22 protein-coding genes are annotated in these 25,297 nt (G+C 30.8%); 4 read left to right on the top strand and 18 right to left on the bottom strand.

The features are described 5' to 3' along the window. Positions 1–24: 24 nt before the first annotated feature. The 18 genes from HOO91_11300 to HOO91_11215 form a co-directional block, all read right to left on the bottom strand. Positions 25–909, bottom strand: a complete 885-nt coding sequence (locus HOO91_11300) for a radical SAM protein (GenBank protein NOU18130.1) — start codon at positions 907–909, stop codon at positions 25–27. After that, positions 906–2,300 carry an ABC transporter permease subunit gene (locus HOO91_11295; protein NOU18129.1) on the bottom strand — a complete coding sequence of 465 codons (1,395 nt, stop codon included), beginning with the start codon at positions 2,298–2,300 and terminating at the stop codon, positions 906–908. The genes HOO91_11300 and HOO91_11295 overlap by 4 nt, the downstream gene beginning before the upstream one ends. 2 nt (positions 2,301–2,302) lie before the next feature. Further along, entirely contained in the window at positions 2,303–3,217 is a 915-nt protein-coding gene (locus HOO91_11290) for a radical SAM protein (protein NOU18128.1), read from the bottom strand. A gap of 74 nt (positions 3,218–3,291) precedes the next feature. Beyond that, positions 3,292–4,245, bottom strand: a complete 954-nt coding sequence (locus HOO91_11285; GenBank protein ID NOU18127.1) for a radical SAM protein — start codon at positions 4,243–4,245, stop codon at positions 3,292–3,294. A gap of 17 nt (positions 4,246–4,262) precedes the next feature. After that, positions 4,263–5,828, bottom strand: coding sequence for an ABC transporter permease (locus HOO91_11280; GenBank protein NOU18126.1), 1,566 nt, complete (start codon positions 5,826–5,828; stop codon positions 4,263–4,265). 29 nt (positions 5,829–5,857) lie between these two features. Beyond that, a complete protein-coding gene (locus HOO91_11275; GenBank protein NOU18125.1) occupies positions 5,858–6,097 on the bottom strand; it encodes a hypothetical protein in 240 nt (79 codons plus the stop codon). Beyond that, entirely contained in the window at positions 6,090–8,015 is a 1,926-nt protein-coding gene (locus HOO91_11270) for a S8 family serine peptidase (protein ID NOU18124.1), read from the bottom strand. Before HOO91_11270 ends, HOO91_11275 begins: the two co-directional genes overlap by 8 nt. 82 nt (positions 8,016–8,097) lie before the next feature. Continuing rightward, a complete protein-coding gene (locus HOO91_11265; GenBank protein NOU18123.1) occupies positions 8,098–9,525 on the bottom strand; it encodes an SPASM domain-containing protein in 1,428 nt (475 codons plus the stop codon). Between the two features lie 912 nt (positions 9,526–10,437). Beyond that, positions 10,438–10,632 carry a hypothetical protein gene (locus tag HOO91_11260; protein ID NOU18122.1) on the bottom strand — a complete coding sequence of 65 codons (195 nt, stop codon included), beginning with the start codon at positions 10,630–10,632 and terminating at the stop codon, positions 10,438–10,440. A gap of 63 nt (positions 10,633–10,695) precedes the next feature. Next, the gene (locus HOO91_11255; protein ID NOU18121.1) at positions 10,696–11,235 is read right to left on the bottom strand and encodes a GNAT family N-acetyltransferase; all 540 of its coding nucleotides are present in this window, start codon (positions 11,233–11,235) and stop codon (positions 10,696–10,698) included. Between the two features lie 12 nt (positions 11,236–11,247). Beyond that, the gene (locus tag HOO91_11250; GenBank protein ID NOU18120.1) at positions 11,248–12,180 is read right to left on the bottom strand and encodes a hypothetical protein; all 933 of its coding nucleotides are present in this window, start codon (positions 12,178–12,180) and stop codon (positions 11,248–11,250) included. 7 nt (positions 12,181–12,187) lie between these two features. After that, a complete protein-coding gene (locus HOO91_11245) occupies positions 12,188–14,299 on the bottom strand; it encodes a hypothetical protein (protein NOU18119.1) in 2,112 nt (703 codons plus the stop codon). 13 nt (positions 14,300–14,312) lie between these two features. Then, positions 14,313–15,020 carry an ABC transporter ATP-binding protein gene (locus HOO91_11240; protein NOU18118.1) on the bottom strand — a complete coding sequence of 236 codons (708 nt, stop codon included), beginning with the start codon at positions 15,018–15,020 and terminating at the stop codon, positions 14,313–14,315. A 9-nt stretch (positions 15,021–15,029) separates the two neighbouring features. Further along, entirely contained in the window at positions 15,030–16,337 is a 1,308-nt protein-coding gene (locus HOO91_11235) for a radical SAM protein (GenBank protein ID NOU18117.1), read from the bottom strand. 27 nt (positions 16,338–16,364) lie between these two features. After that, positions 16,365–17,261, bottom strand: a complete 897-nt coding sequence (locus tag HOO91_11230; GenBank protein ID NOU18116.1) for a hypothetical protein — start codon at positions 17,259–17,261, stop codon at positions 16,365–16,367. A 344-nt stretch (positions 17,262–17,605) separates the two neighbouring features. Beyond that, on the bottom strand, positions 17,606–18,145 hold the full coding sequence (locus tag HOO91_11225; GenBank protein NOU18115.1) for a UpxY family transcription antiterminator: 540 nt from the start codon (positions 18,143–18,145) through the stop codon (positions 17,606–17,608). A 936-nt stretch (positions 18,146–19,081) separates the two neighbouring features. Beyond that, complete coding sequence (locus HOO91_11220) at positions 19,082–20,164, bottom strand: hypothetical protein (protein ID NOU18114.1); 1,083 nt, start codon at positions 20,162–20,164, stop codon at positions 19,082–19,084. A 283-nt stretch (positions 20,165–20,447) separates the two neighbouring features. Then, positions 20,448–22,061 (bottom strand): ATP-binding cassette domain-containing protein, encoded by a 1,614-nt coding sequence (locus HOO91_11215; GenBank protein NOU18113.1) that lies wholly within the window; start codon positions 22,059–22,061, stop codon positions 20,448–20,450. A 386-nt stretch (positions 22,062–22,447) separates the two neighbouring features. Between HOO91_11215 and HOO91_11210 the strand changes: the two genes are divergently transcribed. From HOO91_11210 to HOO91_11195, 4 genes are all read left to right on the top strand, one after another. Then, the gene (locus tag HOO91_11210; GenBank protein NOU18112.1) at positions 22,448–22,747 is read left to right on the top strand and encodes a nucleotidyltransferase; all 300 of its coding nucleotides are present in this window, start codon (positions 22,448–22,450) and stop codon (positions 22,745–22,747) included. Next, positions 22,740–23,078, top strand: coding sequence for a DUF86 domain-containing protein (locus HOO91_11205; protein ID NOU18111.1), 339 nt, complete (start codon positions 22,740–22,742; stop codon positions 23,076–23,078). Before HOO91_11210 ends, HOO91_11205 begins: the two co-directional genes overlap by 8 nt. A 387-nt stretch (positions 23,079–23,465) precedes the next feature. Then, positions 23,466–23,885, top strand: a complete 420-nt coding sequence (locus HOO91_11200) for a hypothetical protein (protein ID NOU18110.1) — start codon at positions 23,466–23,468, stop codon at positions 23,883–23,885. Between the two features lie 12 nt (positions 23,886–23,897). Then, the gene (locus tag HOO91_11195) at positions 23,898–24,785 is read left to right on the top strand and encodes a hypothetical protein (protein ID NOU18109.1); all 888 of its coding nucleotides are present in this window, start codon (positions 23,898–23,900) and stop codon (positions 24,783–24,785) included. The last annotated feature ends 512 nt before the right edge of the window (positions 24,786–25,297 follow it).

Below are 25,297 nucleotides of genomic sequence, written 5' to 3'. Positions count from 1 at the left end.
TTCAAACAATTGAATTAGTCATCTTTAAATGAGTTTTGTTTTCTTCGTTTGAAAACTTGTTAACAAATCTTTTGCTACTAAATTTTGCGAAAAGGTATATCTTAATTCGTCATCGCATTGAGAACAAAATGGAAACCATTCCGACCTCTTTATAACTTCTTTTTTCTTATTTTCCAATTCCAAATAACCAATCTCTAATATGTTTCCTAGTATTGATTTGCCTCGCACATCATGACAACAACTTAAAATATTTCCATCCCATGTAATAAATGAAATATATGGAAAAATTTCACAAAACGAGTTATTCACATCCTTTGCTGTTTCCTCTTTGATTGAATATAGTTCACCACCCCTGGAATGCAACTTATTTATAAACAACGGTAAGTTAAGTAATTGCGCAAATTTATGAATGCTATTAGTATTTGATATATCTTCCGATTGCACAGCACTTAAACTTATGGGAGGGTTTTTAAAAGCTAAAGTGTGTTCTAAGTTGCTTTTCAATAATTGAAAATCTGAACTTTTTTCAAAATCCTCAAAATTTGTTTTTTCTCCTGTAATTAAGCTTATCTGAATATGAAATATCTCTGCTTCTATAAGGGCTTTAAGAGTATCTGGTGTTAACAAGAGGCCATTACTTTTAAGAAAAACCTTAATGTTTTTTTTTTTGAGCATTCTTACAAATTCTACAACACTTGTATTCATCAAAGGTTCTCCCATTCCAGAAAAGGTTATACCCATATTAACCGGTATCCACTCATATAATTGTTGAAACATCTCCATTGTCATAATTCCTTTTGACCGAGTTATGGAGCTTCTAGGACAAAATTTACACTTTATGTTGCAATACGTAGAAATTTCAACATCTAAACTTTTTAGAAAAATGTTAGGAACATTTTTAAAACTCATGATAGCACTGCTTTGAGAAATAAAATACAAATTACACCAAGAATAATCACAAATTCCAAAAAGAGAAAAACAAATGCAGAGCTACTCTTCAGGATGAGATTGGCCGTGGAATCAACATTTTCTTTAAATTTTGGAATATTTGAATAATTAATCCCTTTTGCAGATAAATAATTATACAAGAAATGAACATTTGGCGATGAAGCATCCTTTATATCTTCATTCTTATAGAAATTAATTAGGGTTAGTTGAAATTCTCGAGCTTCTTTATAAATTTTTTTATCTCTTTCTAATCCAGTGCCAAATAGTTTTTCTAATGTAGATTGAAAAAGATAAACAGGAGAAATGCTCAATATGTTATAAAACAAATTAGCTTGACTAAATTTTTTCTCTATGTAAGTATTGGTTATCTTTTGTTTCAGATTTGCTAATTCCTGTTGTGCTAATGCCTCTCCTTTTTCCTTTTTGTAATCATCTATTTTTCCTGCTTCAATCCCCCTTGAACCAGCCTCATATTTAGAGAGAAATTCTACCAATCTGTTATCGGCCTCCTGTAATTCAATTTCATAATCATTTTTTGAGGGGATTTCATACAGATTAGTTATCGTTATTTTTACAATAACAGGAATAATAACTACTAATACAATCCATAATAAAGAACAAATAATTAGGGATTTTAGGGAGTTATTAGAAATAAATGAAATGAACATTCCAAGGGTTACAAAGAACATTACATAGAACGTTGTATAGAAAATTAGGAAGAATACCTGAACAAGTAATTTAGAATCAAATGTTATTTTGCCTAAAATAATTATTATAAATATGTTCAGAAGAATTCCAAGTAGTATGGGAATCATAACGGACATACTAATCCCAGCAATTTTGCCTATTAAAAATTCGAGTTTGTTAATACTATTCGAAAAGACAAGTTTAAATGTTCCTAATTCCTTTTCTCCGGAAATTGAGTCATAGGTTAATGTAAAAATTAAGAAAAGTAGAATAATTGAAATAATAAAAAACCAATCAATAGGAGGTAGATTAGAGTTTCCTTCATTGTCGTGAAATACTTTTTCGGGTAAATTTATACTTTTAACATTGAGGGTAAAACCATCAGGAAATATATCTTGATTTCCATTAATAATAAATTCACTGTTAAGTGGCTTTTTTATTAATAAATGATTAATAAATATGAGATCATTCAATCGACTGGAGGCATCTCGGATTGCACCTTCAGATGATTTTTCTATTTTATTATATTCAATTAGTCTGTTTTCTGTTCTAAAAGAAAAAAACAGTGCATTTAATATAAATAGAATAACTATGAGTAAAAATGAAATAACGAATTTTAGGTTTTTAAAATTGTCGCGTATTTGAAAAAGGCAAACCTCAATCATGTTTAATTTTTTATTTCGTTAATAACAGGTAAAAATTCATCCCATCCCATAAAATCAATATATTCTTTAAAAACCCCATTACATACATTATTATACTTACATTTAATGCATTCTTCCCTTTTTATTGTTAAATGGGACGTCCAATCAAGTTTCATTGGAGTTAAGATGCCATTAATATCAATATAATGAATTGCTCCTTGCGAACTATCATTCCTATAAATTTCAAGGTTTTTTATAACACAATAAGGAAAATATTGTAACGTAAAATTTACCTGTTTGTATGATGTTATAGTATCTAAAATGTAAGGATAGATATCAGAAAAAACGGGAAAAATCTCTTCGCGGGAGTAATCAAGAAATAATGGTGGTATAACCGAGCAGATTACAAAATCATTAACTCCAATTGCATTTAATGAAGCTACTATTTCTTTTAGTTCCTTATAGTTCTTCTTCTGAACGGCAATATTTACGATAACTTTTCCTCCTGAAAGGATAGTTTTTTTAATTCCATTAAAAGAATTTCTCAACCCGTTTTTATTACCGGTTAAATTAAAATACAATTGATCTGAGGTAGTGTGTGACCCTACTATAAACGTTTTTACTTTGTTGTTAAGTAAAAAATTAATTAATGGCTGATTTAAAAGAGATGCATTTGTTTCGAGTACTATTTCTTTGTATCCTGCATTATTAATATTCACAATTAATTGTTTAAAGTTTGGATGCATTGTAGGTTCTCCGCCAATTACATGCACAACTTCAAAGTTTTGTTTCTGCTCATCTAAACATTTCGTAATTGCATCAATATTTAAATCTTTAATAGTTTCATGACTTTTTCGATCACAACAAAATATGCATCGGTTATTGCATCTGTTGGTTATTTTTAGCATCAAGATATTTAAATATCTACGCGAATCCATAAATGATTTTTAGAAAATTTTCGAAATAAATTAGTTTTTCCGTTTGAGAGGTATTATCGTAGCCGATAGTGCTTTTATTTGTTAACGGTTGACTGTAAGCTTATTGGTTGGAATTCAGCCCAACCTTTATTTTTTAAATAACCCTTCCAGACCCCTCTGCATTGATTGTTTTTAATACATTTTTGACACTCTTGCCGTTTCAACCTTATACCATTTTCATTAAGGAAATTTTCATAATCAATGATACTCTTTTCAAAATCAGATAATAAAGTTATTTCCCTTGTATATGAATAAAGATTATAATCATCGTATCCTGGAAATAAACAATAAGGAAATCCTTCCAAGGTTATTTTAACATCCTTGGTTGCATATTTATCAAGCATTTCACATAAATGGGGACTCAACTCCTGATAGCTTGGTACGAGTTGATCAAAAAGCTCCTGCTGTTTCTCAAGCCATAGCCAATAAGGATTAAGACTAGAGATATTAAATTTTTTTACATTTAGATCATACAAAAAATCTACTATTTGTGTAACCCTTTTATAATTATCTTTAACTAAAACAGTGTTTGTTCTAACATCTCCCCCCAGACGAAGAACCGTTTTTATACCATTTGTAGCCTGATCAAAAGACTTGGGGTTTTTAGTAAGTGTGTTGTGACTTTCTTTGTCACAATCATGAAATGATACAACAAAAAGAGTTACTCTATTCTTTATTAAAAAGGAAACGAATTCTTCATTTTCTAACCTGCATCCATTTGTTTGAACAGTAATATCTTTATAACCAAGTTCGTTAATTAAAATGATTAGATCTTTAAATCTTTTATATATAGTAGGTTCGCCGCCATGTAGGTTAACAGAATCGAATCCATGAGATTTATAAAATCTTAAAAATTTTTCGACATCACTGAACTCCTGATCGGTTGCTTTTCCACTTCTCCCTTCAACTACGCAAAAAAGGCAATTGTTGGTGCAGTTTTTAGTAAGATCGATGCTTAGGAATTTCTGATAATTCTCCTTTTTTTTCATGTTTATAATTATTGAAATTAAGAGATTACATAATATTTATTGAAAAGTACTAGTATTAAAAAAAATAGTAACGCGTTGAACAGAATTAAAAAGTTAGATTCAAAAAGTGAATTTTTAAAAGATTTGCTAATGCTAATTTTGGAGTTTTGGAAAACAGGAACATCTTTAAGATTGAGTTTCCGTTCAGGAAGATCTTTTTGAACATTTATTGCTAAATAAGCTTTGTAACCAATATTTCTGTCATTCGCCAATATATTTGGATCAAATTTTTCAGGATCTTTAACCCAAGCGTCTTGTCCCGTTTGATCATCTGTAAACCATCTTCTACTGGAAAATCCTTTTTTGGATTCAATGTATGAAAGCAGAGTTGTTCTATAAATTTTCAGGTCATTTATATATGATTCATAGTCAAAAAAGGAAGTGTTGCATAAATTTTCAACGATAACACTTAGCTGATTGGTAACAGATAAAGAGAGTAATCGTTCATTTAGTTTACGTCGATTTTCTTTATACAAAAGGATGTTTTTTTCTATTTCGTATTCTTTTTCAGCCTTATCTATCATTAAACTGTTTCTGTACGTAAAATATGTTTCACACCAATCAAAAAATTCTTGTCTAACTCCACGCGTTATGAAGTAATTATCACGTTCATTAAATTCAACATACCCAAAGGTATAAGCGGGACCTGGCTTTGGATGTGTTTTATTCCATTCGTTCAATTTTCTATTTGCATCGTTTTCTAAAGCCATTATTTGCGTATTATACCCATCCATTTTTTCGTTACCAGAAACAGATTCAGAAATAAAGATCACTCCATACGGAATTACTATGGTAAATAATAACCAAACAAATAAGTTAATTATTAAAGATGTTGATGATCTTTTTGTAAGTATCGAGAATAATCCTCCAATTAAGATAAATGTAAATAAGTAAACCTGATAAAATAAGAATATTAAAACTATACGAAAGAAAAAATCAATATTTAGTGAAACGCTTGGTGAAAACAATAATATTAAAAATAGTATAAAGAAAATTGCAAGTAATGTAATTGATATTGCAATTTGACAAGCCAGTAACTTTGCCATTATTATCTTGCGTTTCGGAACAAAACTGCTAAGGGTTAACTTTAAGGTGCCTTTTTCCTGCTCTTCGGATGTCATATTAAAAGAAATAAGTATAGCCAAAAGAGATAGTAAAACAGCCACAACTTTGTTAAAATCAAATTGAAACCCAGAATTTATATATGGATTATAGGTAATTTCATTGTTAAGTTTAGACGGTACAGAAAAAGGGGATATTCTTAAGTAGGATCCTTTAGCTCCCATTGTTCCATTACAGATAATTGAAAAAACTTTCGGCTGCGAGGCTACCAAAGGTTGTAGTTGAGAAAACACATTAATATTATCAACCTCTTCTTTACTTTTTAATTTTAAAATATTATAATTTTCTAATCGGGTCTCATATTCTTTAAGTCCAATATATATATATGCACTGCAAATTAAAACCGATAAAATTGTAATAAATTGAAATTGAAAAGTAATAATAGTGTTCTTAATTTCTTTGTATAAAAGAGTTTTAAACATCTCGATCTTTATATTAGATTGCAGTTTTGTTAGTTTTTTGCATTAACATACTTCTTTACCGTCGTTTCTAGATAATCAAAATCTGAGAAAAACTTATAATCAATATCATCGTTATCAATTTCAATCTCAAAATATTCTTCAATTGCTGTCACAAAATGTAATGATAAAATGGAATTATTACTAATATGTAATAACCTGTTCTGATCCGTTTTAATGCTTTTATCAGTGACAATTTCGTTTAGTATCTGGTTAATTTTCTCTTTAATCATTTGCTTTAAAAAAATTAGTTATTCGTTCTACTATGATATGATTTTGTGATTCATCTAATGGATCAATGACGGGTAAACCATATTTGTTAGAAATCTCATCAGCTAGTCGTTTCCATTCATTTTCATCTAACATCTCATTTTTTAAATGGATACTTTCCGAATTCATCTTCTGAGGAGAGATACTCCTTTTGGATAAGGTAAAAAATAAAATAGGAAGCTGAAAAAGGTTTTTCAATATTATAACAACCCGTTCAAGTTGATCGGCAGCATACGCAGGATTTATTGCACACACTACCGCATCCGGTTGTGCTGATGCAAGAAAATTTATTGAATTTAAAGTATCTATCTGGAAATGTTGTTTATACTGTTGAACCAAACCAGATTGATGACCTGTAAGGAAAATATCAGGTTTTTTATATTTTTCAATTCCTGAAATCATGGAAGATAAGAAGTAGGGCCAAGAACCAAGAGTTAGACTGTTAATTTCTCCTCCAATGGGTAAACAGAGATCTGCTCCAAACAATTCACCCTGAGGCTCAGTAGATAACCAACCTATTGAATATCCTTCTTTTTCTAAAACTTTCTTAATGGTTAATTGAGTTGTAAATTTCCCGCTCTGAGGGGTAACTCCCACTACTGATAAACTTGGTATAGTTATTGAATCAAAATTTAATAGTTTGGTTAAATCCATTAAAGTTGTAAAGTCGTTCGGATAATATATTGTTGCTGGATAATCTTTTAACTTGTTTTTTAACTCTAAATACAGAAGTTTATCAAAAACAAAGAAATTCATCTTTTTTTCAACGCACTTATTAATGATCTTATCTGCGAATTTCGTATTTAATTCAATAGCCGTATCATACGGATGCCCTATTACCAAAGTATCTACATCATTAAAAGAGTTTTCATTTAAATCCCAATTTATCTCTAAATTGGTGTCATTAATTTCTATATTTTTATCTCGGGCTCCGAATCTTGGGAAATCATAAACTTCAACAATTTCAAAAGGACAAAGATCCGCAAAATAGAAAAAAGCCTTCATCTCTTTATTACTTACTGGATATATGGCTATTTTTTTCATCCAAGAGAACCTATGCTTAAAAGAAAAGAATTTTTCCAGTATTTTTATTTTTTCTTCATTTGATGGTTTAATTCTATAACCAATCCAACCTTTAGGATCTACATATTGCATAAAACGATTGGTGAAAACCCTGATATCCTTTTTGCCGTTTTCAAATAAATGTTTTTCAATTTTATGAAAGGACCAATCAATATTTCCCCTTTTTATTGAGCTAACAATTCCCGTAATATGAGCTGTAGCTTGGCTATTTCCGGCAACAAACGCATAATTTGAGTTATAATCAGCAACTCGTTGTAAGTTGCCTTTACCAATGAACTGAATAGGGCTATTTTCTATGATACCGTAATCTTTTTTTAAACTGATTATTCCTCCTGTAACTCCAAAAACGAAAGGAAAATAAGCGGGATATGTTGCAACTGCATTATCGCTTGCAGAGGCGATAATGATTATACCTTGTTTGTAAGCGCGCTCACAGACATCATGCAATTCTTTTGATGGAGATTTTTTTTCAATACCTAAACTTAAATTAATGATATGTACTTTATTATCTATGCAGTATTCGATTGCCTTTATCAGATAGTCTTCTGAAGTATGACCAAGTTCATCAAAAATTTTGACTATATAAAATGTAAAATCTTGGAGATTATCATGTAAATGATCGTAAATAATTGAAAATATTCCAGTACCGTGTCCTTTGCCATTTCCCAAATCCTGATCTTCTGCACTTTTTGTCTGGTTTAAAATATTCCAGCAAACAACATTTTCTTCCAAATTTTTAAACTTAGGATGCTTTAAATCAATTCCGCTATCAACAATAGCAATCTTAATTTTTTCCATTTAAATCGAATAATAAGATAATTAAGGGTATTTACTATTTTAAAATAAGACTAACGAATTTTAATATTAACTATACCTTTGCTTAAACTTTTTTTGCTGGCGCAACCAATTCTGGATGTTTTTTTTGTAAATTGTAATTAAAGAGAAGGGTATCTTCTAAGATGAATTTCCATTTTGAACATAAGAAATCGTGATTAATTGTTCCTTCTCTAATATAGGATTCAGGACAAGAAATTGAACAAATCGGTAATATTTTACATGAATAACAACCTAGTTTATTCCGTAATTCAGAAGTAATGTTGAAAGAATATTTATTACTAAAATTATCTCCTTCAATTATCTCACTGATATTTCCAACGCTATATTTCTCACTTCCTACATTGCTCCAGCATTTATAAATATCTCCCTGGGGTCCAATTACATAAGCGTTTTTACCAATTGCAGTAATACAACCGTCTTTTTTGCGTGTAGGGAAGATTAATTTAAACTTAGCATTACCATTTGTGAGCAAATTATATGTTTCCAGTTTTTTCAATCTAAATTCACGTTTTATCTTAGCAAACATATTTTGCTCCATAGAATAATTCACATTATTTAAAGTATGACATTTTATATTAGCAGTGTATAAAGTTATGTTTTTTCGAGGCCAAATTTTTCTTGTAACCAATTCCTCCAAAGTATTATCAAGGTATTTATAATTTTCCTTATCTACATTAACCCTGATTGTTATTTTAAAATAATCATCGATTATTGCTAAGTTATTCAGAATGATATCGAAGGACTTTGTTGGATCTTTGGGATAGTATCTTCTTTTATTGTGTATCACAGGAGGTCCGTCAATCGTAACCTGAATATCATTAATTTCGTTATCTTTTAACACACGTAGAGATTTCGAATTCAGCAAAATTCCATTGGTCGTTATTGATCTTTTTAGCTTTCTGTTAAATTGTTTTTGTATTTTATTTATTTGCCCTTGGACATTATTTATAACCTTTAGGTTTAATAAAGGTTCCCCACCATACCATGAAATGGTGTCTGCGATAATATTATCACTCTTGTGCTTATTCTTGACACAATGGTTAGTATATAGATTAATTATATCTTGCTGCACCTCTTCATTCATCATCCCATAATTCTTTGAATCTTTATAAAAAGATTCATAACAATAGGAACACCGCATGTTACAACCGTAGGTAGGACATATTGTCAAATTTAAATAATTTTCTATGTTTTCATATAAATCATAACCTTTTTTGTCTAATCCCATTACATCTGTAAGTTCATCAAAATCGTCATCAACTAAAATTCCAGACTCATATAAAGCAGTTTTATCCTCTTCATTTAACTGTTGCGCTTCCTGATAATTATTTTCCTGAAAATTAAAGTCACCTTCTAAATACTTTTTAACGTGTTCATCTATTTCTAGAAGAGAACAAATTCTGGAGTTAAATAATAACCAATTATTATAATCTTTATTTTCAATAATTATGTTATATATACTTCTTTTCATTTTCAAATTATCAGAATTGATTTAAATTTAATACGATTGACAGTTACAGTATTTAAAAAGTAACATAAGAGAAAAAGCACAAACGCTAGTCTCAAAAATCAATTTCACCTATTTAATTTTAAAAAAGTAATATATGCTTTAGAATGTAATATCATCTACTTCTTCATCAGCATAGTTTCTTTGTGGGCTACAAGCATCAGCGTCTATCATTTCTTCTGCTGCAACACTTTCTGCGTTAACCAAATTTTTTACCATTTGCAAATACCTCCTTTCTTTTAAAAATATTTTCTCTTACGTTAATATTTTTTGACCCGTTATTTTGTCATTGAATTTTTTCAGTAGAAAAAAATTATTCTTTTATTATTAGAGGATTATTAGCCCGACTGCTATTACAATTTTTATAAAAGCATTATCCGATTCATTAATTCTTGTGATAGGGATAATTGATACCGGCACTCAATTACTTGTGTTTCATTATGACTTTTTATGCGAGTTACAGACTCTTCCTATTTGTGCAATGAAGTCGCCCCGTTTTTAAAAAGGTTTATTCTTAGGTGAAGCTATAAGGAAAATTTACCTTTTACCTTACTACATTAGAAAATTAGACGATTAAAAACAAAAATTAGCAAATTTTAAAATTTAGTAAGACTAAGAAGTCGACTAAAAATGGCTTTGGTCACTCAATTTTCACTTTTTAAACCTATATGTGACAGATTTTCAAGTGTTTTTATTGAAAATAAAGATATTATATTTATAATAATTTATTAAAAACTTCTTTTTTAAATTATCAGAATTGATTTAAATGGAATACTATTGATTGTTACAGTATTTAAAAAGAAACATAAGAGAAAAGGCACAAACGCTAGTTTCAAAAATCAAATTTTATTTAACTTTAAAAAAGTAACATATGCTTTAGAATGTAATATCATCTATTTCTTCATCAGCATAGTTTCTTTGTGGGCTACATGAACCACCACCTTCTGAAAAAGGAACTACTACTTCTTCATTAACTTCTGGTTTAACCAATTTTTTTACCATTTGTATATATACCTCCTTTCTTTTAAAAATATTTTCTCTTATGTTATTTTCTGATCCACTATTTTGCAATTATTTTTTACTAGGAATTTATTTTTTGTCAGAAAAATATTGACCGAACCACTACTATATATTTTATAAAAGCATTATCTTATTTAATAATTCTTGTGATAAGAATAACCGATATCTGCACTCAATTACTTGTGCTTCATTATGATTTTTTACACGAGTTACAGACTCTTTGGCAAAACCCACTTTTTCATAAAAGCGAATAGCAGGGTTGTTATTATCAATTACCCACACAAATACTTCTTCAGTCCCTTTATCTTTCATTTTGGACATAGCCTCCTTTATGAGAGTCATTCCATAACCTTTTTGTAATTGCACAGGAGATATATAAATTGCAGATATTACTCCAACCAATATTTTTTCAGAACCTTTATCTTTCCACCCATTAATATATGTAATAAATCCAATGATATTATTAGCCTCTTCGCAAACTAATGTTTCATCCTTAAGATTCATAAAATGCAGCTTCCAATATCTTTCGAATTCTTTGAGTGAAGACTCATGTAAGATTCTTCCCAATGTACGGCTCAATTCAAGTTCTCTGGATTCGTAATGAATTTTTGCTATACTTTTGGCATCCGATAAGTTAGCTTTTCTTATAATCATTCAGAATAAAATTTAACATTCTATTGTTTTCTGATTTAAATTTTTTTTCAGGTACTTTTCAATAAAAGAGATTTCAAGATTATAAATTCTCTTTAGTCTGTCGAGCAATTCATTCTCTATAATATCAACCCAATCTTCCGGGGTGTAACCACTCTTTGAAGATCTGGTTAATGTAATGAGGCTGGGGATAATATTATTTTTTACTAGAGAGCTAACAAATGAATCGATTCGTCTGATTATTTCGTCTTTTGTTAAGGCACTAACTTTAGAATAGATCTCATCGTGGTCATTAATAACGTAATAGTACTTTCCTTGTTCTTCACGAGCAGTAATTCTATGACCAATTAATTCAAACTTTAGGCTATGGTATTTATAGTTCTCAACAAACTCATCAAATTCATTTTTAGTTATTTCAATATAATTTACTTTGTATTCATTCGGATCAGATACACAGGAAAAATAATTTAAACTTATATCCAATACGATGTTTTTGTGATTTGTTAGTTTAAGATCATTTATGTTTGTTGGCATGACAATATATTTTTTCATATCCACATTGCCATTACTTGGAATTTTTACAGGATTAAACAAGATAAATTTTTTACCCTCGTTGTTATATGTTCTAACACATCTTTTGATAGTGCTGGAATGTTTGCTATTTCGATTGATCCAGAAAATTCGACTAAAAACCCCCTTAAATATTGCAGGGATAATAAAAGAGTTTATCGATAATTCCTCATAAGTAAAGCGAACTAGAGTTTCGAAATTGTTCACATCGTATATTGATGTTTTTACCCTAGGTGGAACCATGTCAATATGCTCATCAATATGAAGCAATATATTATCTTTTGGATTTAAAGATTCTTTCCAAATTTCATTATTCCAAATGATAAAAGCCTCGTGGTTTTCTTCAAGGATAAATGTCTTTATTCTCTGGGTATTCATATTTTTATTATTCTTTATTTTTTCTAAATTTTAGAAATATAATTAGTCCTATAATTAGCAAGGTTATTAGCGATCCTGTGATTATAATATTGAGAAGATTTGATTTATGATTGTATGTCTTTGCCACTCCAAATTTACTGTCAAAATAAGTAACAGCCATGCGTAAAAGTTTATCATTATAAGGTGCAAGGTCGAGATAAGAATCGAAACCAGTCCATACTTTTGGTGTTATACCTCCGATTTCATCTAATATTTCTCCTGTAGCCGTATAGTCTATATTTGTTCTGTATACTAAGTTTCCTTTAAAAGATTTACTTTCTGGAAGATAGAAATACTTAATACTTTGTCCACTGCCTGCTGTCTTAGAGGCACCAATTGTTATAAGATCATTATGTGATTTTTGCATTGCACAGATAAAAAATTCACATGAACAGGTGGTTCTAGAATCAAAAAGTATTACGATTGGCTTCGAATAGTAGTAGTAGGGATCGGGCTGATCCAAAATTGTTTCATGAAAACCCTTTACATTATAAAATGTGAAGTAAATCGAGGGAGAATTTATAAAAAATGATAGCAGAAATAATGTTGATAAATCTCCTCCAGGATTGTTTCTTAAATCGAGAATAAGCGCATCGCTGGTCATCAACGAATCTATGATACTATAAATAAAAGGACGTAAGGTTTTGTCATGAAAAACACCAACTTTTAAATATGCATAGTTGTTTATGAGTTTAAAATCGTAACGTTTTTGCTTTTCTTTTATATTATAGGGGATTTTGATTCTCGTATTTTTTAACACTTGATCGGGAGATATTTTTAAGGTGTATTTCCCCTTTTCTAAGCCGTTCAGTTCTAGTAGTAAAGTATCGGAAAAAATATTATAAGCTCGGTATAGTAGTTTCTGTAATATTTTCATATTACGTGTGTGAATTGTACTGCCAGCCGTACGCTTATCTAACTCATTAATTATTTCGTTAACAGGCTTACCATTAATTTTAATTAACCTATCACCCAAATTTACTTTGTTTAATAATGTTGTATCAAGAATAGCTACAACATCTATATGATCTTTTATATTTTGAAAATATAAAGGCATTTGAATATTCTCAAGAGGCTCATCTTTATCATTATCTAATCTAAAGTGATTATCATTCAATTTGTATAGAAAATTAGCAAGCGATTGGTAGAAACCATCTAACGATTTTGATCTTTTTACAATCGAATCATATTGATGTAACAAATATTTCTTTTTGTTTTCAGTAGTTTCAAAATATTCAACCATTATATTTCTAATAGAACTTGAAACATTCAAATACTCTTGATCCTTTGAAATTTTATCGTCATTTTTTGAAATATAATCTCTTCTGATAGGATATTTAAGATAATCAACATCGGTTGTTTCAAACAAATTGGAAATTTTGGGCGTTGTTGCACCTCCAATACAGAAGTTGCTTTGATTATTGTAAACAATGGGGAATTTACTTATTATGGAGTTTATTAACGAATTTTCTGAATATGCTGTAACTTTTATAGGTAAATATATAATCAGATCGTTTACAATAAGCCTTTGTCCTTTTTGATGAAAAGCATATATAACAATTTCATTTATTTTATACTTCTTTTTATTTAATCCATGCTTTTCTAGATATTTTAATGGTTTTTCAAAACTTCCGTTATAATTATAATAAAGTAAGTCTTTGCCTATTTTTATCGAAGAGAGCCTCAAAGAAAAGTCTATAGATTCCAATTTTAAATCAATAATCAAACTATCAATATTACAGGCATAAAAATTAATTTTAAATTCGAAATTCTTATCTAATTCGATTTTATTTCCTATTTTAAATGTGCAGCCATATAACTTTTCGTTTTCAAAATTTTTAGGAAAGAACTTTTCGGCTTCGATATTTTCCATTACATAAGGTGAACCTTTTTCCAATGGGGGAAAATTATACTTAATTATTTTTCCAATTGCTACATCCCTATGCTTAATTCGATATACAAATGAATCGATATAGGTGGAATAAATACTTGAATCTTTATTTCCAAATGAAGGGGGGGTGGAAATTGTTATAAGAATAAAAATAATAATTAAATTCTTCAATTTCGAGATAAAGTTCATAAATTGAATTTCTTTAGATTTCAACATACTCCATATACATTTTTTCAAGATCCACTTTTTTAATTTCCTCAGAACTCATTTCCAGCACTAAATTTCCTTTTGACATAATGCCAACCTTATTGGCTATTTCCTTCGCTCTAAAAATATCATGGGTTGTCATTAAAATCGTTTTACCTTCTTTTCGGAGTTGAAACAAAAGATTCATGAATTCTCTTGCACTTCTGGGATCTAAACCCGAAGTTGGTTCATCCAAAATAATGAGATCGGAGTTTTTTGCTATTGCTATTGCAATTCCACATTTTTGTCTCATTCCCTTCGAAAATGTTTTAATTCTTCTTTCGTGAGCATTTTCTGGTAATCCAACCTTACTTAAAATAGCTGTATAATTAGCTTTGGAATAATTTTTAACCCCACCTAACCTTGAAAAGTAATCTAGATTTTGAATTGCCGAGAAATTCTCGTAAAGCATAACATTTTCAGAAACATAAGCCAAATGCTTTTTTGCCGCAAGTGGATCAATAGTTACATCAATGTCATTTACTAAAATCTTACCGCTGGTTGGGGGTGTGAAATTGAAAATCATGTTAACTGTTGTTGTCTTCCCGGCACCATTGGCCCCAAGCATACAATAAATCTCCCCTCTTTGTACTTCAAGATTTAGGTTGTTAACAGCCAAAACATCATTGGCATAGAGTTTAGTTAAATTTATTATCTGGAGCATTGTTAATAGTTAAAGTTTTTTTGGAAGAGGTGCTATCTCACATTTATAATCATATACTATATCAATCATGTCTTTTTCAAAAAGTTTTCTACACATTTTTGTGACTTCATTTTTGGTCTCTTCGTAATTATCAAAGTTTTCTTTCCACTTATCAATTAATTCTCTTATTGTTATTTGCCCATCAATTATTTTAAGAAAAGAAACCATGTTTTCATCAGGTTGATTCATAACTTTCCCCTCGGAATAAACTTTATAGTTTAATTTATTCTCGCGTAACACTAATGATTCATTTCTTTTGGGTTTACAATTAAGAATTTCATTATCATCATCAATAGGAAATAAAATCATGTTGGGATGTTCTTTTAATACTTTTTTAATCCGTATAGCATAACATCCACCCAAACAACTCTTTTGCCAATAAGGACATTCTTTGCATTCAGAATAAGCATATAGGTTAATGGACAGTAGTCTCATTCTTCTATTAAAATATTTTTTTAATGCTTCCTCAGTACTAAAGTCGCCTATCTTTGTTCTTAAAACTGAAAATAATCCGTAACACCGCCAAGCTTCGCCATTAGCATTAATATCGACTGGTGCAGAAACACAGGAAAAACTCCAATTACCCTTGAGTTGAAATTTAATGTTAATTAATTGTTCTTTGCTAAAAAAACAAGGAGGGATATAATTACAGTCTTTATAAACTTTAATATTTCTGTTGGAAGCCGCAATTAAAAAGTCATTCAATTGATTTGCAATTTGCCAATAACTATTTTCCAGTTCATACTCACCAATGGTTATATTTGGGGCAGCTATACTAACTCGGATGCTTTTTACAGAGTATTTTTCTGCGTAATTCAGGAGATAATCATACTCAAAATCCTTTTTGTAAATAGTTATTCCAAATGTTGAGTTTACAGGATTAATAATATTAAATACATGATTTAAATTTTCGAGTTGTTCTCTGGTATAATATTTATCTTCAAGAATATTAAACAAAAAGCTGATTTTGCTTGCATCAAAATCTGATAAATTACCAATGTATTCTTTGAAAGATTGAGGCCACAATCCATTTGTCATTAAAATTACACTATTGCCATTTATTAATGCGCCTTCAATTATTGGTATAATATTCTTATTTAGTGTAGGCTCTCCGCCACACAATTTGAGAGTTTTATCTTTAAGAAAAGGTGTTAATTTCCAAATATCAATTATATTAAATTCTTCTTTAGTATTCTTTGTTATACCATAATTATTTTCCGTTGCAAAACAGAATGGGCATTTTATGTTACAATTATTTGTTAAAATGATATTGGACATTTTTAAATAATGATTTTAAAAAACGAATTAGTTTAAAATCCCACTTGTATTGCTTATAGTAATGGGATAAATTTCTTTCAACTTTTCAATTAATATATTCTCTATAAATTCCCATTGATCAACCGGCGTAAATCCACTATATCTTGATCTACATATCGTAATTATTGCGGGATTACATTTCTTTGATTGCAACGTATCAATTAGTAAATTTATTCTCTTTATAATAGTTTCATTATCTACTTTTAACGGGTTGGGATAAATTTCATTATAGTAATTAATAACATAAAAGTATTTGCCTTTCTCTTCTAGCGTCTCTATTCTTCCTAGATTCAAATATCTTAGTCTATGGTATTTATCATTGTTAAATTTAATATATTCGTCCTTGGTTATTTCAATTATAATTTCATCATTATCGTTCGGACTACCTGAACAAGAAAAATAGTCTAAATCAATATCCAAAATAATTTTGCCATAATTTGAAGGTAACGCTTCTATTGTTTTATGATAAAACTTAAAAGTTTTTGAATCACTATTGTCTTTTGCGCTATCCTTTCCACGACCAGATAGTAATCTCTTTCCCTGTTTATTATAAGAACGAACAAAACAGGTAGACCCTTTCCTTGTTGTTTTTTTATGATTTTGTTTAATCCAAATTATATTATTAAATATTCCAAGATAGATGGCAGGCATTATAAAAGATGCAATGGCTAACTCCTGATAAGTAAATTGTTTTATTTTGTGGATGTCCGAGTTTAAATCATTAATTGAGGAATTAAACCGTGGGATATTCATATCTGAATGTTCATCGATATGAACTAATCTATTCTTTTCTCTGGAAATTAATTTATTTTCTATTGCATAATTCCAAATGATAAATGCTTCGTGATGCTCTTCGATTATATAAACGGGTACTTTTTTTTTCAAAATTTACATTGTTTTTTGTTATGTAAAGGAACGATTGATTTATACTAAGCCTAATAATTTAATACAAATAAATTCCTCATAAATTGTTTGGTTTCAGGTAATAAGAGAACATCCTCCAAAACTTTCCTTCTCTTTCTTTAATGTTGTTAATAAACCTATTGCAAGTAGTTCATATACCTCCAAACTCTTTTGCTTGATTCAAATCGGGTGAACATGTTGGACGGTATAGTAATTCAAGTCTTACGCGTAACTTTAAAAATCTTTTAATAGTTTGTGTGATGTTATCTTACATTATCAGGGATAATAAATAATCTCACTCGCATTTTTGGAAGAAATAAGAATTTTTAGACGTAACCCGCTAATTCATCCATGTTGGAGCATTCTAATTTACGAAGATCTGTTGCGTTAATCTCAACTGAAATAGATTGTTTAATGGCCTCTATTGCAATTACTATCCTTCGCTTTCCGCTCCTCATAATCATTCTGCCTTTCATTCCCCGAAAAGGACCTTCGGTTACCTCCACACGGCTTCCTGATTGGAATATTACTTCTGATTGAAATTCGTTGTAATCTTTAATATGGTTTACAAGTAATTTGAGGTTAATAATTTCTTCATCAGATATTTTGGCATATTCATCTCTGAATTTTATAAACCGATACACTTCAGGAATTGCAGTTATTTGATGACGATACCCAGCCTTAACAAACACGAAAATATATCCTGTAAATAATGGAAGGAGTATCTTTTTCTTTGCCGTTTTATAAACACGCAAATGATTCACTAATGGAAGAAAAACATTAAAGTTTACCTCTTCTAATTTTTTTTGAACAATTTTTTCCGTTCTTGGCTTTACATATAGTATGTGCCAAAATGGCTCATTCATAGGCCTTATGATCTGGGGTTGATTGCTGTCAACTTAATGAACGAACACAACGTACCCAATGTAAAGTATTACTACTTTGCTTATTTAAAACCGTTAATACAATTAATTTTGTATCGGTTAGCATCAAATATAGCAAAAAAAAATAATACAAACAAATTTTGTATTTTTATCGCTGTTTTGTATATTATTTCTGCTTTTGCTGGTTGAATATTTTTTTTAGAATCATATTTACTCTTTGGTAATGTGATATTAACAACTATTTAAAAAATATTAAAAATAAAAATTTGAATTATAGAAAACGTCTATATATTGTCTGTGTTTGGTTATATGAGAACAGATTTGTAAGTATTTTTTCGGTAATTTATTATTATTCAACATAAAAACAAATAATCCACTCTATAGCGCAGAATATCATATTTGTGGATTATTTCAGTTCCAAATGCTCAATATTGAGTAGGACTCGTTGCTTTCAACACAATCTTTCAAATGCCTTCTTTTCGATTTACGCATACTTTTTGAATGGTTTGAAATATCTACAAGTAACAGCGTTGTCTATTATCCCTAGGCAAATTGTGAGGAGTGTCTTCATTTACCTCGAAACTCCTTTTATTTCCGGGCTTTAACCCACTTCATTCTAGTCAGTGTATAAGGCAAGAATTGGACACAGAAGATGATTGAACTGGTGAATGTGGCGTTTTTTAGAAATATTTTAACGTTAGTTCGAAGCAAGAAATTGTATTGGATAGCTTAGAATTTGATGTATTACACATTTTTGATTTTGCATTTATGCAAAATCAAAAAACCTCTGCGTTCTCTGTTCTTCTCAATATCAACAAACAAAATATTGGCAAGTTTGTATCTTATTAAAGCAATCACTTTGTTAGATCCAGAACTTAAAACCTCTGTGTTAAAAAACTATATCAAATTCAGTTTATTTTAAGGGATCCGATGCGTAGGATTTGGAAAACCTGGCTGAAAGTAGGAGAGGTGCTTCTCGTAAATACTTACACCAGGTATTGATTTTATTTTATTGAGTAAATCAATGAAGATGTTTCTTAGTTCGTCTGGTGTGGTTTGTATTCGGGCATTTACTAGCAGATCTACTTTACTTGCCTTTTCAAGAATTGGAGGAATTTTAGACTCTTTCTCTAAAATGGTTGTATAGCTCAACTTGTGGAATTGTCCATTAATCGACAGAAAGAATTTTAAGTGCCCAATTGGAAGGTTTCTGGTGGTAACTTCGGTGGTTAGTTTTTTAATGAAATCGAAAACGAGTTCAACAGCAGAATTATCTGATGTTGATATTTCAATCTCCTCATCCAACCACGCAAGATTAGCTTCACCAGCACCATACTTCACATAATCAATATTTATCGATTTGTGCTCTTTTATTCCTTGCTGTTTGCCAATATTTTCAACCCAGATATTTACTGAATCAATATCAAGAGAGTTTTGAAATAGAAGTAGCTTTGAAGGGAAGGATTTATTTGCCAATTCAACCAATGCTTCAAAATCTTCGGTGGATAGTAAATCAACTTTATTCACAATGAGTATTTCCGCCTCCTCTACCTGTTTTTCCCAAATATAGTTTGTTTCTAAGCTAAAGGGTAATGTTTTACCTTGTAAATACATCAGCAATAGTTGTGAATCAACAAAACTCGAAAAGGTAACCTGCTCTATATCTGTCTCTCTAAATTTAAGCAAAGGCTTAAGTACCGTGGCTATTAGGTCTGTGCATGAACCAACAGTTTCTGCAAAAATTACTTCTGGATTGAACTCCTTCTGTAGATTATTGATTTGTGAATCAAGTTGATTGTAGTTGCAACAAAAGCAACCACCTGTGACCTCTGCAACAGGTATTTCGGAATATTGGACAAATCGGCTATCAACCAAATAATTCCCCTGATCGTTTGTAATTACCGATGTTGAAATATTTTTATCAACCAGTAGTTTACTGGCGTTAGTTATGGCTGTTGTTTTCCCGCTACCAAGAAAACCTCCTACTAAGTGTATTTTCATAATACTTTTATCTGCATTTTAGATACCTACAAAACTAGAAGTTTAATGAAACATTCAGCAGAATTAAAGAAATTTAACAAAAGGAGATGGTTGATCATACTAATGGTAGACCTATGAAAAAGGGCTTTTTACTTTAAATGAAAGGATATTTAATTCGACAATTGTTCAATATGCCAATCCGACAATGAGTCAATTTTCATTAACCGTTGGCACATTGAACCATTGGCATACTGGCACATTGATCAATTGTCCTATTGAACCATTGGCACATCGAGTAATTGTCCTATTGATACATCGTATTCCTCAACTCCTGCACCTTTTCATTGGTAATGTAATCGTCGTAATCCATTCGTTTATCAATCATCCCGTTCGGTGTAATTTCGATTATGCGATTACAAACGGTTTCGATAAACTCATGGTCATGCGATGACATTAGGATTACCCCTTTAAAGTTTGTTAGGGTATTATTGAATGCTTGAATAGATTCTAGATCAAGGTGGTTGGTTGGTGAATCAAGAATCATTGCATTAGCATTGCGAAGCATCATTTTGGCAATCATACAGCGTATCTTTTCTCCCCCAGAAAGCACGGTTGTTTTCTTGAAGATCTCCTCGCCGGAGAAAAGCATTTTCCCTAGAAATCCTCTCAAGAATGATTCTAGCGTATCCGATGAGTATTGAGCCAGCCAATCAATTAGAGTGATATCTTTTTTAAAGAATTCCTCGTTATCTACAGGAAGATAGGCATAAGTAATGGTCTGACCCCAGTTGAATGAGCCAGTGTCGGGCATTGCGTGACCGCTAAGAATTTCGAATAGAGCTGTCATTGCTCTGGAATCGCGCGATAGGAAGGCTATTTTATCATCCTTCTCAAGTCTGAAGTTAAGGTTCTTGAAAAGAGTAACACCCTCAACAACTTTGCTGAGATTTTCAACCTCAAGGATTACATTACCAACCTCACGCTCTGGCGTAAATATAATTCCCGGGTATTTTCTGGTTGATGGCTGTATCTCCTCGATATTCAGCTTCTCAATCATCTTCTTGCGGCTTGTGGTCTGCTTTGACTTAGCCACGTTTGCGCTAAAGCGTTGAATAAACTCCTGAAGTTCCTTCTTCTTCTCCTCAGCCTTTTTGTTTTGAGCCAGCTGTTGACGTAGTGCCAGCTGACTCGATTCGTACCAAAAGCTATAGTTCCCAGCAAAGAGCTGAACCTTATTAAAATCGATATCGACAATATGGGTGCAGATTGAATCCAAAAAGTGTCTATCGTGCGAAACAACAAGAACGGTATTTTCGAAATTTGTAAGATAATTCTCAAGCCAGCTAACAGTTTCAAGATCGAGGTCGTTGGTGGGCTCATCGAGTAGGAGGTTATCGGGTTTGCCGAATAGCGCTTGTGCTAAAAGAACCTTTACCTTCTCTTTTCCGCTGAGCTCCTTCATCAGCTTATCGTGATGTTGCTCTTTAATTCCTAACCCGCTAAGTAGCGATGCTGCATTACTCTGTGCATTCCAGCCATCCATCTCCTCGAATTTCCCTTCAAGTTCCGATACCTTATGTCCGTCCTCTTCGTTAAAATCAGGCTTTGCGTAAAGGGCATCCTTCTCGTGCATGATTGTCCAAAGTTTGGCATGACCCATCAATACGGTGTCAAGAACTGTATATTCGTCAAACTCAAAGTGGTTCTGCTTTAGTACCGATAATCTTTCGCGTGGGCCAAAGGTTACTGTACCCCTTGTATTTTCAACCTCTCCGTAAAGCATTTTCAGAAAAGTGGATTTCCCGGCACCATTCGCTCCAATTATTCCATAACAATTGCCAGGAGTGAATTTCATATTGACATCCTGAAATAGTGTTCGCTTGCCAAATTGAACGCCGAGGTTCGAAACTGTAATCATGTAAATAGGTGGTTCGTAAATAATTAAAAAAGCGTGAGAGATTTTTTGAGAGCCTGCAAAAGTATATAAATATTATTAGATGGAAAGGAAAAGAAAGATATTGTGATGAATAATTGATAATCTACCACCAATAACGATTCCCAAACAAATACTTAGAAGATATTAAATACAGGCTATTCTTACGCTAATAAATCTCGCAAAGTCGCCAAGTTCGCGAAGAAGAAAAAACTAAATGTTTTTTCCTTTGCGCACAAACTGAAGTTTCAATCGACATTAAATGAGTTCTTGATATATCAGATCTTCTTTGCGGTTTAGCGACTTTGCGAGAGTTGTGTGTAGCCTTAGCGCGATTTGGCAACATCTTCCAAATTAACTATCTTTGTCCTATGAACCTGATTGAAAGAAATATCGACAAGATTCGTGACTTATGTTCAAGACACAAGGTGAGGCGGCTATTTGTATTCGGTTCAGTATTGACAGATAGATTCAAAAAGGATAGCGACATTGACTTAGTTGTAGACTTTCAAGGTGTAGACCTTTACGAATATGCAGACAACTATTTTGATTTAAAAGAATCATTAGAGAAACTTTTTAAACGCAATGTGGATTTATTGGAGGAAAAAGCAATCAAAAATCCATATTTAAGACAATCCATTGATTCATCAAAGCAACTAGTTTATGGATAGCGAAATTAAAACTTGGTTGTACGACATTCTGCAATCGATAAAAGAAATAGAGAGTTACTTTGAAGATAGACCTAAGAAATTCGAAGAATACAATACTGATATAAGAACAAAACGAGCCGTTGAAAGGGATATAGAAATAATTGGAGAGGCCGTTAATAGAATAATGAAAAGAGACAAAGAGTTCAAACTTGAAAACGTTCAAAAAATAATTGGAACAAGAAATCGAATTGCCCATGGCTATGATAAAATTTCTGATGATTTAATTTGGAGCATTGTTATCAATCACCTTCCGAAACTGAAAGAAGAAATTACCTCGAAACTAGACGAATAAAAGGCTACACACAACAAACGCTAAATTCCATTTGGGCAGAAATACAAAATAGCGAAGGAGATTAACTCCGCTGAGTTTCCTTCGGTCAGCACCTGCATTATTACCTTCGGTGAGCTCGCAAGCTCGGTTCACTTCGTTCATGAGATGATTCGCTTTGCTCTCCTAGTTTACCAAGCAAAATGGCATTAGGATATTTATTACCCTGTTAGCGAAGACACCAATCAACTTCCTGCCAATTGCATTTTGATGATTAATAATAATTTACTAAGTTTGAAAATAGACCCTACCAAAGGGTGTGGTTTAATATCTATTTTGAGTTGTATTACCATACCTTTGGGGTGGTTGTTGTGCGCAATGTAATTAACGATAACTAACATAATTACAACTATGAAAAGATTACTATTTCTAATTTTCATTTTGACTAGTATATTAGCTTATGGTCAAGATGATGAAAAAGTATTTAGAGCTCCATCTATGGAAGCACTTTTTATCGATTCTGTTTCAAATAAAGTAATGACTTCTGTTCCTTGGGGTAAAACTGTTATTATCGTTTATAAAAATTATTTTAAATCGTATCAAGTATTATATACCGATGTAGACGGAGCATTAGGTTTTATAAACTTCGATTATTTACAAGACCTCCAAGATGGAAACATTGTCTATACTGAAAGGAAGTCAGGAAAAAAATATATCTTATCAAAATATGTAAATGACAAGGGAGAAGTTGTGTATATGTTTAAAAAAGACAGAACAGATAGAGGTGTTTTTGTAGTTTTTGTAATACAAAAAGTTGTGGAAAATTCCTAGGAAATTACAAAAATGATAAATAAAATTTTTAGTGAAGTAAATAGCAATTTGTATCCTCTCATTTCTAATATCATTACACTCTCAGACGAAAGAGAATACCTTTTTACATCTGAGGAAGAATTTATTAAAATTTTGCACAATAATATAGTTGAAGCTAATAAAATATATTGGGTAGAAATCTTAAATAGAGTTCATTCTGCGGCATTTCTTAGCTTAATAAGAAATATTAGATGGTTAGATTCAATGATTTTGAACTATGACAACAATAATTTTATTGGCTTTTGTTCTTCTACACGTGGTTTGCTAGAATCATCTGTTGATTCTTATGATACTTTTATTAAAGTCCCAATTTCGATTTCTAAATCTTTTTCTTCTATAAAGAAATCATTACACTGTGAACAAAAAGATACTGTATATCTTGATTCTGAACTTGAAGAAACTTTAATTCATTTTACGTATGCTAGGAGATTATTGAAAAATGAAAATTCACCTAAATGTCATGAAACAAAATCAATAAAAAAATACATAGAATTTGTCGATGAAGAAGAAAATGGTTCCTTATATCAGTTTTATAGTTTTTTATGTCAAATAAGCCATCCCGCTGCATTTTCAGTTCTTGCATACTTAAAGCAAAAACAGTATCCTACGTATGATATTTGTAAAATTAGTCCTAACACAGATTCTTTGAATATTAAGAATTTAATTAACTTAAATTCCGAGAATTTGAATGCCATCTTTGAAGCGGGATTATTTTCATCTTTAATATGCCTTAAATTACTTAATGAATTCAATATAAGAGAATACTATACGAAAGAAGTAAATTTCATAAATTTTGAAGATTCAGAAATGTGGAAAGAAGTAATTGACAATATTAATACACAGCGCACAACATGTGGTTAAAAATATTGGGGCTGATGATGCAACAGCAAGGTTTTCGCTCACCATAAAGCTCATTAACGGTGGATACAAAAGCAGCCGTTAACTCCCAAATTTCCAACCACAGGAATGTTATAGCACATCCTGTCCGAAATCTCAATAAATAGATATCTTATGGATACATTATAGATAGATTAATAAAAATCTTATCTATTTACATAGATAAAATATGGATACGATATGAATAAATATTAAGAGAAACTCTAATTTCCGAACTTGTAAACCCTATTCCCAGCCTAGTGTAGAATTACCAATGTCAGAAAAGGGGCTCCTGCATTTGCAGTAACAAAACGTTTTTTTTGCGTTCGCCTTAAGGCAACTACAATTTTGATCAATTCCCCCATATCATTTATCATTGCGCACAATTACACCTACCCAATTCAAAGTAAAACGGGAATAAAAAGTTGGTGAACAAGTTCAGTCATTCCACCGCTCAGCCAATAAACCACACTTATATCTATAACCAAAAATAGTTT

Source organism: Bacteroidales bacterium (genome assembly GCA_013141385.1).
In the GTDB taxonomy this organism is placed as follows: domain Bacteria; phylum Bacteroidota; class Bacteroidia; order Bacteroidales; family Tenuifilaceae; genus UBA8529.
This window is presented reverse-complemented; position numbering and strand designations above follow the sequence as displayed.